We start from the raw sequence: 14,303 nt of genomic DNA, 5'->3' as shown, positions 1-14,303 counted from the left end.
GAGACCCCGCATGACATCGAGAGATTTCGCATCGACCGCAGATCCGGCACTCGACGCGCTCTGCGTCGACACTCTGCGCTTTCTATCGATCGACGCCGTGCAGAAAGCCGACAGCGGCCATCCGGGTCTGCCCCTGGGTGCAGCGCCAATGGCCTACGTGCTGTGGATGCGCCATCTCAGGCATCATCCGGCCAATCCGTCCTGGTTCGACCGGGATCGCTTCGTCCTGTCGGCCGGCCACGGCTCGGCGCTGTTGTACAGCCTGTTGCACCTGACCGGCTACGACCTGCCGCTGGATCAGATCGAACGATTCCGCCAGTCGGGCAGCCTCACGCCCGGTCATCCCGAGCGCGGCCTCACGCCGGGCGTCGAGATGACCACCGGCCCGCTGGGCCAGGGCTTCGCGAGCGCCGTCGGCATGGCCATCGCGGAAGCGCAGCTGGCCGCGCGCTACAACCGGCCCGGCTTCGATATCGTGGATCACTGCACCTACGCGCTCGTCAGCGACGGCGACCTGATGGAAGGTGTCGCCGCGGAAGCGGCATCGCTCGCTGGCCATCTCCGGCTCGGTAAGTTCATCTGCCTGTATGACGACAACCGCGTCACGCTGTCCGCCGGTACCGCGATCACCTTTACGGAAGATCGCGCCCGGCGGTTCGACGCCTACGGCTTGCATACCGAAACCGTCTGCGACGGCAACGACCTGGACGCCATCGACGCGGCGCTGGCTCGTGCGCGCGCTGACGCGGCTCGCCCGTCGTTGATTCTCGTCCGCACGCATCTCGGCTACGGTTCGCCCAACCGGCAGGATACGTTCCAGGCCCACGGCTCGCCGCTCGGCGACGCCGAGACGCTGCTGACCAAGCACAACCTCGGCTGGCCATCCGAGCCCGCGTTTCATGTTCCTGAATTGGCGCTCGCGCATTTTCGCCGCGCGCTGCCGGAGGGGCTCGCGCGCGAACGCCTCTGGAACGCCCGCTTCGAGGCCTATGCGAGCGCGTTCCCTGAACTGGCCGACGCGCTGCTGGACATGGTGCGCGGTACGCTGCCCGATGGCTGGCACCGCGACATCCCGGTCTTCGCGGCCGACCCGGTGGGCGTCTCGACGCGGGTTGCGTCGGGCAAGGTGCTGAATGCCATCGTGCCGCGCATGCCGTCGCTGACGGGCGGTTCGGCCGATCTCGATCCGTCCACCTTCACCGCGCTGAACGGGCTCGGTGATTTCGAGGCGTCGGGCGCCGATGCGCTCGATCGGCAAGGCTCCAGCGGCGGCGGCTGGCACCGCGCCGGTCGCAATCTGCATTTCGGCGTGCGTGAGCACGCGATGGGCGCCATCCTGAACGGTCTCGCCGCGCACGGCGCCTTCCTGCCGTTCGGCGCAACCTTCTTGATCTTTTCCGACTACATGCGCCCACCGATGCGGCTCGCTGCCTTGATGCACCTGCAGGTCGTCTACGTCTTCACCCACGACAGCCTCGCGGTCGGCGAGGACGGCGCGACGCACCAGCCGGTCGAACAGCTTGCCGGGCTGCGTGCGATCCCCGGACTGCTGGTGATCCGCCCGGCCGATGCGAACGAGACGGCCGTGGCGTGGCGCGTCGCGCTGGAAGCCCGCGAACGGCCGACCGCGCTGATCCTGACGCGCCAGAACGTACCGGTCATCGATCGACTCCGGTTCGCGCCGGCCGAAGGCCTGCGGCGTGGCGGCTATGTCGTGGCCGACGCGCCCGACGGCCATATTCCCGTGCTGATCCTGATCGCGACAGGCTCGGAAGTCACGCTCGCGCTGGCGGCGCATGCCGAACTGCTGACCCGCGGTCTGGCGGTTCGCGTCGTATCGCTACCCTGCTGGAGATTGTTCGATGCGCAGCCGCGCCCATACCGTGACGCCGTACTACCGCCCGCGGTCGGCGCACGGTTGGCGATCGAGGCCGGCGTATCGCAAGGCTGGCACCGCTATGTCGGCGATCGCGGCGACGTGCTCGGCGTCGAGTATTTCGGCGCCGGGCGCCGAACTGATGAGCGACTATGGCTTCACGGTCGTGAACGTCTGCGAGCGTGCGCTGAAGCTGCTGGAATGAATCCGGAACAGCCCGCGCCCACCTCACCCGCTCATCGCAGGGGCCGCCGCACGGTCGATGACGAAATGGCGGCGCCCCGCCACCGCGAAGGTGGACGGGACGCCGCTCGGCACCTCGCCCGCCATCAGGATTTCTTGAGCGCTTCCTTCACGTTGCCCAGGTTCTTGCGCATTTCGCCGGCCGCTTGCTGGGTGACGCCCTTGGCCTCCTGCTTCGCGTTGCCCCTCACCTTGCCGACTGCTTCGTTCACCTCGCCTTTGACTTTCTCGACAGTGCCCTTGATCTGATCCTTGTTCATGCGTTTTCTCCTATCCATGGAACGGGAACCCCGCCGTCACGGGAACCGATCCGCAATCGATGCCACTGCACGATGCATGCACGGCTCGAACGGTTCGATATGGTGTCGCACCCGGCACGAGCGGTGCCGGCGCGGCGTCTTTCGGTGAGCCGCCAGGGACGACGGCATCCTGCGTCACAGCCTTCCGAGCAACATCAGGACGAGCACCACGATCAATACGAAGCCCAACAACCCGCTCGGGCCATACCCCCAGCCAGTGCTGTAGCGCCAGGTCGGGATCGCCCCGACCATCAACAGCACGACCACGACCAGCAGAAGAAGTCCCAGTGACATGTCATTTCTCCTCGATCGATCCGACAAGGCATGCGTCGATGCGCCCCCGCCAATCGATGTCATCGAACCAAGACGTCCGTCGATGCGCGCCTTGCCTGCCGCGCGGGGATCGGCGATGCCACGTCTCGCCTACCGCGAACGGATTCCGCTCGATTTCTCCACGCGAGCCTCGGGCCCGATGCACCTGGTTCGGAACGCGCATCGTCTCATTGAAATGAAAGTAAACAGATGTATAGGCGGAGTCTGTCCGACAACGAACCAATACCGATGAGCCGCTTGAGAAGGCGCAGGGCGACACTATAATTTTTGGAGGAGGTTTCGTATCCAGCCCGCGCCTGACTCATCAGAAAAGGGACATACTGCGGTCACCGTACCGTTGCCCCCGGGCGGTGAGATAGGATAGGCGGTCCGCTCCGATCCCGCTGCGTCCGCGTGGGCGGATCCTCCATCGCGCTGGACACAACCACCAAAGGAGCGACGCATGCCGAACCATTCGCCCGCTACCGAGAATCATCTGCTTGCCGCACTGCCGGAAAAGGAGCTTGCGCGGATCGCCGCGCATCTGACGCTTGTCGAGATGCCGCTTGGAAAGGTGCTGTATGAGTCGGGGGGCCAACTCCATCACGTCTTTTTCCCGACCACGTCGATCGTTTCGCTGCTTTACGTAATGGAGAATGGCTCGTCCGCGGAAATCGCGATCGTCGGCCACGAAGGGATAATCGGCGTATCGCTGTTCATGGGCGGCGAAACGACCCCGAGCCGCGCCGTCGTGCAAAGCGCGGGGCAGGCGTATCGGCTCGACGCAAGCGTCCTGAAGGACGAGTTCCGGCGCGGCGACGCGATGCAGCGTCTGCTGTTGCGCTACACCCAGGCGCTCATCACGCAGATGGCCCAGACCGCCGTCTGCAACCGGCATCACTCGATCGATCAGCAGCTGTGCCGCTGGCTGCTGCTCAGCCTCGACCGGCTTCCTTCAAACAAGCTGCGCATGACGCAGGATCTGATCGCGAACATGCTGGGCGTGCGCAGATCAGGCGTGACGGAAGCCGCGCTGAAGCTGCAGGATGCAGGCCTCATCCGCTACAACTACGGACATATCGAAGTGCTGGACCGGCAGGGCCTCGAAAAGCGCGTATGCGAATGCTATAACGTGGTCAAGCGCGAATTCGACCGCCTGCTTCCCGATCTGAAGCGACTCTAGAATCAGTCCACTCCCCGCGCTTCGAACCCGTACGTCAGCGTACCGACCTGAACTCGCTCGCCGCGCATGCTTGCACGAACGATGCGGATAGCCAGTTCGCGAAACATCGATCGGATGTTGATATCCCGGTCTTGACCGCTTCCCGTCGCGATCCCGGCAAGGCTTTGTCCATGCTTAAGGTGAAACGCCTATGCTCCAGAAAGCCAGCTATCTCGTCAGTATTTTCATCGGCGCGCCGACCGAGCAGCACGCCAGAATTCGCGATATCGCGTCCCAGGCCTCCGGCGGCGAATACGCTTTCGTCCATCCTCACCAGATGGGCGCATTCCTTGTGCTCAACACGAGCCACACCGCCCGCCAGTTATCGCAGGCCTTTTCGGCGGCGATGGCGCCGGACGACCGTCTCCTGATATGCGAATTGGGCCAGGACTGCATGGCGGAACGCCTGAGCAAGGCGTCGACCTGGCTATCGAACCATCTGGTCACGCGCCCCCAGACAGTGGCCACGAGACACGGCAATCCGTTTCCCGACCCGTAAGCGCCGTCCGATATGCGTGATGCGAGAACGGCCTTGCGCCGCACACGCATGGCGCGGCATGACGGGCGCCAGCACTGCGCGGCATCGTACCGACTTTCTCTCTGCGCCCTGCCATGGTGAGTCGTCGTACCTACATCGCGGCTACCACCGCACGCACGAGCACCAAACTCATGGGAGCCAGCATATGAACACACACAAGCACAAGGACAACGCCAGACAACAGCGCCACAAGTACGAGCAGGATAGCGCGACGGATGACGGCATGCCCGCTGCTCCCGACAAGCCGACGCACACACCTCCGAGCGATCGCGAACGGATTCGGACGACGAAGCAGCGGATCACCGAAGCGAGAAAGCGTTGGGGTATGGCGTACTCGCCGAACTGATCACGCGTCCGGTTCGGGACATCGCCCTCATTGCGGTCATCGAACATACGGAAAGCAGATCCTTTCCTGCCCGCGGCGGCGCGTCGCCGCCGGATCCTTGGATCTCGACGACAGTTACCCCATCAGGAGCACATCATGACCATCCCCACGCTCGAGTATCACGGACACGAGCTCCGCGCGTACTCGCAAAAGCGATTCCCGCCATTCGGCGATCCTCACGCACCGGGCCCGCGACGTTTCGGTTCAATTGTGCGAATCGATACGATACCGCCCACCTCCGCAGCCGCGCCGCGCTACACGACCATTTTCCAGGACGGCGAGCCTCAGACGGCCGCGCTCGCCCTCGATCTGGCCATGCAGTTCGGCAAGGACATCGTCGACGGAAAAATCGCGCCGACGGCAATCTGATCCGTCCATCACGGCGGATTCGACGCGACGGGCGGCTAACCTGTCATCCGCCGGGGAAACCATGACGCGAACCCCGGCTGACCATCCTCCGCCGGATTCGCAAGGGGCCGCGCACCCTGCGTGCCGGACGGCCCTCCGGCCGGGACAGGGTGACTGCGACACCAACGGCATCGAGGCTGACGCATCCGCGACCGCTCCCCACGATCTCCGCGCCGCCCGCACCTCGCGCCTTCCACAGGCTCACTGCAACACGGCCTGGGCCGCCCCCAGCGTCACGACGACGCTGTGCCGCCGGCCGTCGTCCACGAGTCGGACGGCCGATGCGCCGGCGGTGAGCGGCATGCCGTCGACGACGATGCGCAACACGCCGCCGCTGACCACCTCCGGGTTCTCGACGACGATGTCGTAGTGCGCCGCCCCATGACGCAGCATCGCCTTGAAGCCCGGCCAGGATCGCGGGATGCAGGGCTGGATGGACAGCGTGTCGCCCTGCTTGCGCAATCCGAGCAGACCTTCGATGCCCGCGCGGTACAGCCATCCCGCCGAGCCGGTGTACCAGGTCCATCCGCCGCGGCCGACGTGCGGCGCGACAGAATACACATCGGCCGCGACCACATACGGTTCCACCCGGTAACGATGCACGCCGCTGCGCGTGTGGCTGCGATTGACCGGATTGAGCAGCGCGAACACGCCCGCGGCGCGATCGCCGTCGCCCATCTGCGCGAATGCGAGCACCGACCAGGTGGCCGCATGCGTATACTGGCCGCCGTTTTCACGGACGCCCGGCGGATAGCTCTTTATATAGCCGGGATCGACCGGCGCCTGGTCGAACGGCGGCGTGAACAGCAAGGCCAGCCCATCGGCGCGGCGGATCAGCTGCGCGTCCAGCGCATTCATCGCGCGCGCGGCGCGCGCCGGGTCGGCCGCGCCCGACAGCACGCTCCACGACTGCGCGATCGCGTCGATTGCGCAGTCGGCGCTGCTGGCCGAGCCGAGCGGCGTGCCGTCGTCGAAGTAGCCGCGCCGATACCACTCGCCATCCCATCCCGCCACGGCCAGCGCGTCGCGCAACGCGGCGGCGCGCGCCAGCCAGCGGCGCGCCGGGTCTGCCGCGCCGCGCGCCGCGGCGAGCGGCGCGAACGCCGTGAGCGTGGCATGCAGGAACCAGCCGAGCCAGACACTTTCGCCGCGCCCGGCCTCGCCAACCCGATTCATGCCGTCATTCCAGTCGCCGGTGCCGATCAGCGGCAGGCCATGTTCGCCGAAGTGCGCGAGGCTCTGCTCCAGCCCACGCGCGCAATGCTCGAACAACGATGCGCTGGTTTCCGAAATGCCCGGGATAAAGAACGCGTCCTGCTCGTCGGCCGCGAGCGGCCGACCGTCGATGAAGGGAATCGACACATCGAGAACCGCCCGGTCGCCGCTGACGCCGACATAGTGCGCGACCGCATGGGCCAGCCATACCCGGTCGTCGGAGATCCGGGTCCGCACGCCGCTGCCGCTTTCCGGCAGCCACCAATGCTGCATGTCGCCCTCCGGGAACTGACGCGCCGCCGCCCGCAGCAAGTGCTCGCGCGTCAGGGCCGGGCGGGCGATCGCCAGGGCCATGCCGTCCTGCAGCTGATCGCGGAACCCGTACGCGCCGCTGGCCTGATAGAAACCCGCCCGCGCCCAGATCCGGCTCGACAGGGTCTGATACAGCAGCCAGCGGTTCAGCATCAGGTCCATCGCGCGATCCGGCGTCTCGACCCGGATCGCGCCGAGCGTCTCGTCCCAGAACGCCGTGACGGCGGCAAATACCGCGTCGAGATCCGCGCGGCGGTACTGAGTGATCAACTTGCGCGCCGCCGCCGCATCGCTTCCCTCGCCGAGCAGCATCACGATTTCCGCGGCGCCGCCGGGCTCGAGATCGACGGTGGTCAGCAACGCGGCGCATGGATCGAGACCCGCGCCGACCCGGCCCGACAGGGGCGGCGCACCGATCCGGTCCGGAAAGCCGGCGGGATCGCTCAGCACGCCGTTGCGGCCGATGAACTCGCGCCGGTCCGCGCTCCAGGAGGTTTGCAGGCCACCCAGGTCGGCGAACGCCACCCGGCCGCGATACGCCTGGCTCCAGTCGTTGCGGGCGAACAGCGCGCCGGTGGCCGCATCCAGCTCGCTCGCGGTGTGCGGCGCCGCCACGCTGCGCGACGCGCCCAGCGCCCATTCCGCATAGGTCGCGACGGACAGCCGGCGGGTCCGCTCCGACACGTTGCGCAAGGTCAGGCGGGAGATCTTCACGGAATCGGCCAACGGCACGAACTGCAGCAATTCGGTGACGATGTCGGCGACGGTATGCGTGAAGCGGCTGTAACCCTGGCCATGACTCGCCACGTAAGACGCGCCGCCCGACATCTCGACGCCCGACGCAGTGACGCCCGACGTGTCGTCGCGGAACGGGCTGGCCTGCGGCCCCCAGCGCAGACCGGTCTCGTCGTCGCGGACATAGAACGCCTCGCCGGGCGGATCGGTGACCGGGTCGTTCGACCACGGCGTCAGCGGATGCTCGCGGCTGTTCGTCACCCACGTATAACCGCCCCCCTCCGCCGACGTCATGAAACCGCACGATGGATTCGCGATGACGTTGACCCACGGCATCGGTGTGCATTGACCGGGCGGCAGGATCACGACGTATTCGCGGCCGTCGCGCGCGAAACCACCGATGCCGTTGAAGTATTCGAGACCGGCGCCGGCCGGCGCGCCCTTGGGCGGCGGCAACGCGCGCGGCGACTGCGGCACGCGCGCCGCCTCCGGACGGGCGGGCAGCGGCACATTCGCGAGGCGGCGCAACTGATCCACCAGCCGGCCGTTGCGCGCGGCGAGCACGGCGCGCGCCGCGGCCGGGAACAATGCCCGCGCCGCCGCGGCCATCAGGTCCGCGCGCAGCACGAAAATACTGCCGCGCCCGGCTTCGTCGCGCGGCTGCCGGGTTCGCACCAGCCCTTCGAGCGCGGCCTGCAGATCCTGCACATACGATGCCGCACGCTCGTTGACGATCACCAGATCGACCGCGAGCCGCTTCATCCGCCAGTACTCGTGCGCGCGGATCAGTTGCCGCACCATCGCGATATGCTCGATATCGTCGATCCGGACCAGCAGGATCGGCAGGTCGCCCGATACGCCATGCGCCCAGAGCGGCGACGCTCCCACGCCGCCCGCCGCCGATACCACCGCCGCATGACGCAGCAGCGCGGCGGAATTCGGCCGCATCGACGGATCGCTGTACAGCATGTAGCCAGCCAGCTGCTGGAACAGCGCGGCCTCGTCGAGGCTCACCGCGCTGTGCCGCAACTGCACCTGGGCCTGGGTCCAGGCGAGCATCGCCGCGCGTGAAAACGATTCGCCGTCGCGATGCTTGTCGACCAGATCGAGCAACTGTGCGCGCGAATCCGCGACGATGGTCCAGTAGGCGATGCTCGCCTTCGCGCCCGGCGCGATGCGCAACCGCCGGCGCAAGGCAAACGCGGCGTCCAGCACAGCGCCTTCGGAAGCGGCCAGCACGCGCGGTCCGTCCAGCGCGAGCGGCTGGCGCACGCTGCGCCCGCGCCCGATGAAACGCATGCGGTCGGTGTCGAATTCTTCCGCGCCGACGGCTTCGCCGGCGCTCACCGCGAGATGCGCGGCCCAGACCTCCGCCTCGTTCGGCGCGCGCCGGCGCCGCGTCGCCAGGATGGCGCCGGAGGCCGGCACGTATTCGGTCTCGATGAACAGTTTCGAGAAGGCCGGGTGCGCGTGGTCGGCGGCGGCCGGCGCGAGCACGATTTCCGCATAGGAGGTCACTTCAATGACACGGGCCCGGGCGCCCGTGTTGACCACCGACACCCGCCGCACCTCTGCATCATCCTCGGCGGACACCACCACCTCGAGCGACGTCGTCAGGCTGCCGTCGCGACGCACGAATTCCGCGCGATCCTCGGTGAACGTCGCCTCGTAGCTGTCCGGCGCCACGCCGGTGGGTTGCCATGAGGCGGACCAGACCTCACCGCTGTCGGCGTCGCGCAGATACAGATAGCTGCCCCAATCGTCTCGCGTCGCGTCTTCCCGCCAGCGCGTCACGGCCAGATCGTCGCGACGGCTGTAGCCGGAACCCGCGGCCGTGAGCATCACGGCGTAGCGTCCGTTGGACAGCAAATGCGTGACGGGCGCGGGATCGGCCGGCGACAGCAGACGCCGCGCAACGGCCGAATCGACGCCGCGCACTCTGCCGGCGGGACTCGTGTCGATCCGCGGCCGCCCGGCCGCGACCCGGCTCGGCACCCGCTCCTGCAACAGCAACTCGGTCGCGCGGACGGCCGGCTCGCTATGGAAGAACGTGCGGATGCGCCCGCCGAGCAGCGCATTCGCGATCGATACGATCGACATGCCCTGGTGATGCGCCATGAAGGCTCGCACGACGGCAACCGACAGCCCTTCCGGCACGCGTGCAGGCGTGTAGTCGAGCGCTTCGTAGAAGCCGAAGCGTCCGCACGCGCCGGCGGCGCGCAACCGCTCGAAGTTGCGCGCAGCGGCGTCCGGCGCGACCATTGCTGCGAGCGCGGTCGCATAAGGCGCGATCACGAGATGCTGGCCGAGATCGCGCTTGAGCCCCAGATCGGGCACGCCGAAGCTCGAGTACTGATAGGTCAGCTCGATGTCGCGCGCATTGTAGGCCGACTCGGACATGCCCCACGGCAGGCGCAGGCTATCGGCATATGCGATCTGCCGGCGCACCACCAGACAGTTGGTGCGCGCAAGCAGGCTGCCGGCCGGTGTGTGCATCACGAGCCACGGCATCAGGTATTCGAACATCGATCCCGACCACGAGATCAGCGCCGCACTGTGTCCGATCGGCGTCGCCAGACGGCCGAGCCGGAACCAGTGCCGCGCCGGCACATCTCCCTTCGCGATCGCAACGAAACTCGCCAGGCGCGCTTCCGACTCCAGCAGATCGTAGTTGCCCGGATCGAGCCGTCCGTCCGCCACCGCATAACCGATCGACAGCAGGTTCCGCACCGGATCGAGCAGGAAGCCGAACTCCATCGCCCAGGCCATCTGCAGCGCGGCATCGGCCAGCGCGCGCAGGCGCTTGTTCAGCACGCCCGTTTCGTCCGGCGTGCGCACTGCGTCGAGACTGTGCCCGTGCACCACATGTTCGAGCGCTTGCGCCCAGAACAGCACATCCTCGACATCGCCGCTTCGCACCCGGCTGATCTCGTCCATCATCGCACGCGCGACGTCGGCGACGGTCGCGGCCAGCATCATGACCGCAGGCCATTCCAGCGCGGCGCGCGTGCCATCCTCCCCGGCCTGTCCGACCAGCGTCTCCTCCAGTTCGGTCGCGGCCCGCTCGAAGTCGTCGTGCAAGGCCGTCCGCGCGGCATCGCCCCGGTACACCGCCTTGCGCAGCAACGCGAGCGTGTCGCCGATCCCGTCGCACACTGCCTGTCGTCCCACGCCGCCCGGCTGGTCCGCCCATGCGCGGCAACCGTTGCCGAGCGCGATCAGATGGCCGGCGAGATTGCCGCTGTCGACCGACGACACGTACTTCGGTTCGAGAGGTCGCAAATCGCGCGTGTCGTACCAGTTGTAGAAATGCCCGCGGTAGCGCGGCAGCCGCTGCATCGTTGCGAGGGTCGCCTCCAGCCGCGACGCCGCGTCCAGCGTGCCGAGCCAGCCGAACTCGCGGGCGCTGACGGCGGACAGCAGATACAGCCCGAGATTGGTCGGCGAGGTCCGGTGCGCGACGACGGGCTTTGGATCCTCCTGGAAATTGTCCGGCGGCAGCATCTGATCGTCGGCCGTCACGAACGTCTCGAAGTAACGCCAGGTCCGGCGTGCATCATGCCGCAGCTGGCGCGCATCACGCGGCGTCACGGCCAGTTCGCCCGCCGGCCTCGGCGCGCGGCTCAGCCAGTACGCGATCGCCGGCGCAGCCAGCCAGACCAGCGCGAACGGAACGGCCAGCCAGCCGCCAGGCCGATCGAGGCGCCAGTTCACGGCGAGCGAGACAGCCGCGCCCAGCAGCGCGAGCGCGACGCCGCTGCGCATCTGCAGATAGGTCGACGCGAGGGCGCGCCGGTCGCGCGCGCCGGCTTCGGCCGCCGTGGTCCATTCGAGCAGATGCCGGCGGCTGATCCCCACGCGAAACAGCGTGCGCGCGATCGCGTCGATCATCGACCACGCCTGCTGCGGCAGCATGACGATCGACAAGCCGAACCGCGTCGACGCGAACCTCAGCTCCGCCGCCCACGCATAGAGCACGCTGCGCGTGGTCATCTTGACGTGCGTGCGCCGCCAGCGCGGCACCAGTCCGCTCAACACGGGCAACAACAGCGGCAGCGCGATCGTCACCAGCACGAACGCGCTCCAGGCCAGCGACACGGGCAGCGGCAGACACCAGCCGGCCAGCAGCGCAACGAACATGGCGGGCGCCGTGAGCGTGCGGCGCAGGTTGTCCATCATCTTCCAGCGACCGACGGCCGGCAGCGCGCCGTGACCGAAGGCCAGCCACGGGAACAGTTGCCAGTCGCCGCGCGCCCAGCGGTGCAGGCGTCCCGCCGCGACGTCGTAGCGGGACGGCGCGGCCTCGACGACCTCGATGTCCGACGCCAGCCCGGCCCGCGCGAAAATACCTTCGAACAGATCGTGACTGAGCACCGTGTTCTCCGGCACGCGGCCGGCGAGCACCGCCTCGAACGCATCGACGTCGTAGATGCCCTTGCCCGCATAGGAGCCTTCGTCGAACAGATCCTGATAGACATCCGATACGGCCGACACATAAGGATCGATGCCGTGCGCGCTCGACGACACGCGCTGGAACAGCGACCCTTCGTCGCCGCTCGCGAGCGACGAGGTCACGCGCGGCTGGAGCACGCCATAGCCGTCGACGATGCGGCGGCTCGCCGGATCGAATGCCGGCCGGTTGAGCGGGTGCGCCATCTTGCCGATCAGGCGGCGCACGGTATCGCGCAGCAGCCGAGTATCGGCATCGAGCGTGATCACGTAGCGCACGTCCCGCGGAGCGCGCGGCGGCCGGCCATCCAGCGCGATGAACGAGGTGTCCGACGCGCCGCGCAGCAGCCGGTTCAGCTCGTGCAGCTTGCCGCGCTTGCGCTCCCAGCCCATCCAGCATCGTTCGCCGGCGTTCCAGCCGCGCCGACGATGCAGCAGCAGAAATCGCTCGCCTTCGTCCGGCGCCGCCGGATAAAGGCGATTCAGCCGCTCGATGCCCGCTATCGCGGCCGCCAGCAGCCCGTCGTCGCTGTCGAGATGCGGCGTGGGCGCATCCGTCCAGTCGGAGAGCAGGGCAAAGTAGAGCGCTCCGTTGGGGCTCGCGAGATGATGGATTTCCAGGTGTTCGATCTGCTCGGCGAGCGCCGCTTCAGTCGTCAACAACACCGGCACCGCGACCACCGTGCGCAAGTCCGGCGGAATGCCGTCGAGCAGCGCTAGGCCTGGCAGGATGCGCGCGCCGACATCCCGCATCACGCCACGATTGACCAATGCCACCGCGGCGTCGAATGCGGGTAGCAGCCCGGCGAGGCCGAGCCAGATCAACCAGTCTCCGGCCGGCTCGATCCGGGTGAGCCACGCCAGCATGGCCGCGAGCATGAGCGCGGCAAGCAGCCCGATCCGACCGAGATAGCCGCTGAGCCCGGCGCGGCGCGTCAGGCGCCGCAGCCATAAGGTCACCGGCGGGCGATAGCCGATCGCGGCTTCGAGCGCGGCGCGGCCGCCTGCCAGCAGGTAGTACCCCGGGTCCGCCTCGCGGCGGGGAGGCACGCCGTCGACCAGCGCGGGATTCGCACCCTGCTGCGCCGCCTCAGCGACGACGCGACGGGCAACCTCCAGCTCGCTCACGTGCGCGCCGCGCGCCAATGCCTCGACCGCGTCGCGATACAGGTTGCGCGTGGGGAAATCCATCTGCGCAAATCCGGGATGGCTGCGCAGCGCGTGGTCGACCAGACTGATGCGCTCGAACAGATCGGTCCAGTCCACTTCCGAAATCAATCGCATGCTGGTGATCACGTTGCGCACGGTCAGGCTCGCGGCGCCTTGCTGGTGATTGACGGACGCGACGATCTGGTCCGGGGTCGCCCCGCGCGCAGCCAGGTGCCGATGCAGCCACGCCAGCGCCGGCGCGACGGCCGGATCATGGTCGTGCAGCCGCTGGATCAGCTGCACCGCGAACGCATCGTGCGATACCGCCTGCTCGTAGCGGGCGACCAGCGGTCCCGCGTCCTGCCGCGTCTGGCCGCCGTCACCAAGCAGGCGATCCGCAAGCGCGTCGGCGTCGATCCTCGCGCGCCGATCGTCGATGATCTGGTCCGCGAGCCGCCGCAGGTTTTCGATCAGCACGATCCGCAGCGTGATTGCCACCGCCCATAGCTCGCCGATCGTCAGCGGCTCCACGGCCTGATAGGCCAATATGAAGCGGCACAGGGCATCGGGATCGAAACGGCTATCGGTATGGGCGACGAAGGCCCAACTGATCCCGAACACGCGCGGATAGCCGGCGAACGGCCCACCACTGAGCTTGGGCAGTTGCCGATAGTAACGCGGGGAAAGATCGTCGCGGATCTGCCGCACCTGTTCCTCGACCAGATAGTAGTTGTCGAGCAGCCACTCCGCCGCGGGCATGATTTCCTCGCCGCGCGCATCCGCGGCCACCGTGTCGCGGTAGGCCTTCAGCAGATGATCTGCGTTGTCCTTCAACCGTGTGGCAAGCGAGGGGCCGGAGGCCGGGCCGGGCGAGATCTTCTGCGCGTGGGCCAGGCTGGCCCCATGCTGCGCCAGTCTTTCCTCGCCGAAGAATTCCTCGCGAATCGGCCGGGCATTGCTCCACGGCGAGGTTCGGTGACGTGCACCGCGAGCAACGTGATTCTTCAACACAACTTCTCCCTGAGCGCAGCGATCCGTCACGCGACATGTCTTCGACACCAGGGCGTCGGCAGACATGCGAAATGGGCGAAGCGCGGCGTGATTCCGATCCGGGGGCCACGGATCACGGCGGCCTCCTCTGCGCGGCGACGGCGACCGAC

At 67.7% G+C, this 14,303-nt stretch carries 7 protein-coding genes and 1 pseudogene; 5 read left to right on the top strand and 3 right to left on the bottom strand.

Annotation, left to right across the window (positions count from 1 at the left end; genetic code table 11):
• Window positions 1–10: 10 nt before the first annotated feature.
• A pseudogene (gene tkt, locus Bsp3421_RS01060) lies at window positions 11–2,081 on the top strand (transketolase).
• A 124-nt stretch (window positions 2,082–2,205) separates the two neighbouring features.
• On the opposite strand, the gene Bsp3421_RS01055 reads toward tkt, so the two are convergent.
• Both Bsp3421_RS01055 and Bsp3421_RS01050 read right to left on the bottom strand, forming a co-directional pair.
• Window positions 2,206–2,379, bottom strand: coding sequence for a CsbD family protein (locus Bsp3421_RS01055; protein ID WP_273995014.1), 174 nt, complete (start codon window positions 2,377–2,379; stop codon window positions 2,206–2,208).
• 174 nt (window positions 2,380–2,553) lie between these two features.
• A complete protein-coding gene (locus Bsp3421_RS01050; protein ID WP_273995013.1) occupies window positions 2,554–2,712 on the bottom strand; it encodes a DUF3309 family protein in 159 nt (52 codons plus the stop codon).
• 481 nt (window positions 2,713–3,193) lie between these two features.
• On the opposite strand from Bsp3421_RS01050, the gene Bsp3421_RS01045 reads away from it, so the two are divergent.
• From Bsp3421_RS01045 to Bsp3421_RS01030, 4 genes are all read left to right on the top strand, one after another.
• Window positions 3,194–3,913 carry a Crp/Fnr family transcriptional regulator gene (locus Bsp3421_RS01045; protein WP_273995011.1) on the top strand — a complete coding sequence of 240 codons (720 nt, stop codon included), beginning with the start codon at window positions 3,194–3,196 and terminating at the stop codon, window positions 3,911–3,913.
• 190 nt (window positions 3,914–4,103) lie between these two features.
• A complete protein-coding gene (locus Bsp3421_RS01040) occupies window positions 4,104–4,451 on the top strand; it encodes a hypothetical protein (RefSeq protein WP_273995009.1) in 348 nt (115 codons plus the stop codon).
• A gap of 184 nt (window positions 4,452–4,635) precedes the next feature.
• On the top strand, window positions 4,636–4,836 hold the full coding sequence (locus Bsp3421_RS01035; protein ID WP_273995008.1) for a hypothetical protein: 201 nt from the start codon (window positions 4,636–4,638) through the stop codon (window positions 4,834–4,836).
• A 135-nt stretch (window positions 4,837–4,971) separates the two neighbouring features.
• Window positions 4,972–5,244 carry a hypothetical protein gene (locus tag Bsp3421_RS01030; RefSeq protein ID WP_273995007.1) on the top strand — a complete coding sequence of 91 codons (273 nt, stop codon included), beginning with the start codon at window positions 4,972–4,974 and terminating at the stop codon, window positions 5,242–5,244.
• A gap of 240 nt (window positions 5,245–5,484) precedes the next feature.
• Here Bsp3421_RS01030 and Bsp3421_RS01025 read toward each other — a convergent pair whose 3' ends face one another.
• Window positions 5,485–14,151: a GH36-type glycosyl hydrolase domain-containing protein gene (locus tag Bsp3421_RS01025; protein WP_273995006.1), complete on the bottom strand. Its 8,667-nt coding sequence runs from the start codon at window positions 14,149–14,151 to the stop codon at window positions 5,485–5,487.
• Between the last annotated feature and the right edge of the window lie 152 nt (window positions 14,152–14,303).

The sequence above is a fragment of the Burkholderia sp. FERM BP-3421 genome, from assembly GCF_028657905.1.
In the GTDB taxonomy this organism is placed as follows: domain Bacteria; phylum Pseudomonadota; class Gammaproteobacteria; order Burkholderiales; family Burkholderiaceae; genus Burkholderia.
This window is presented reverse-complemented; position numbering and strand designations above follow the sequence as displayed.

Bases quoted from the DNA above. Each gene is read 5' to 3' on its own strand.
- Bsp3421_RS01030 (WP_273995007.1), top strand. From the start codon at position 4,972: ATGACCATCCCCACGCTCGAGTATCACGGACACGAGCTCCGCGCGTAC.
- Bsp3421_RS01035 (WP_273995008.1), top strand. From the start codon at position 4,636: ATGAACACACACAAGCACAAGGACAACGCCAGACAACAGCGCCACAAG.
- Bsp3421_RS01055 (WP_273995014.1), bottom strand. From the start codon at position 2,379: ATGAACAAGGATCAGATCAAGGGCACTGTCGAGAAAGTCAAAGGCGAG.
- Bsp3421_RS01040 (WP_273995009.1), top strand. From the start codon at position 4,104: ATGCTCCAGAAAGCCAGCTATCTCGTCAGTATTTTCATCGGCGCGCCG.
- Bsp3421_RS01045 (WP_273995011.1), top strand. From the start codon at position 3,194: ATGCCGAACCATTCGCCCGCTACCGAGAATCATCTGCTTGCCGCACTG.
- Bsp3421_RS01050 (WP_273995013.1), bottom strand. From the start codon at position 2,712: ATGTCACTGGGACTTCTTCTGCTGGTCGTGGTCGTGCTGTTGATGGTC.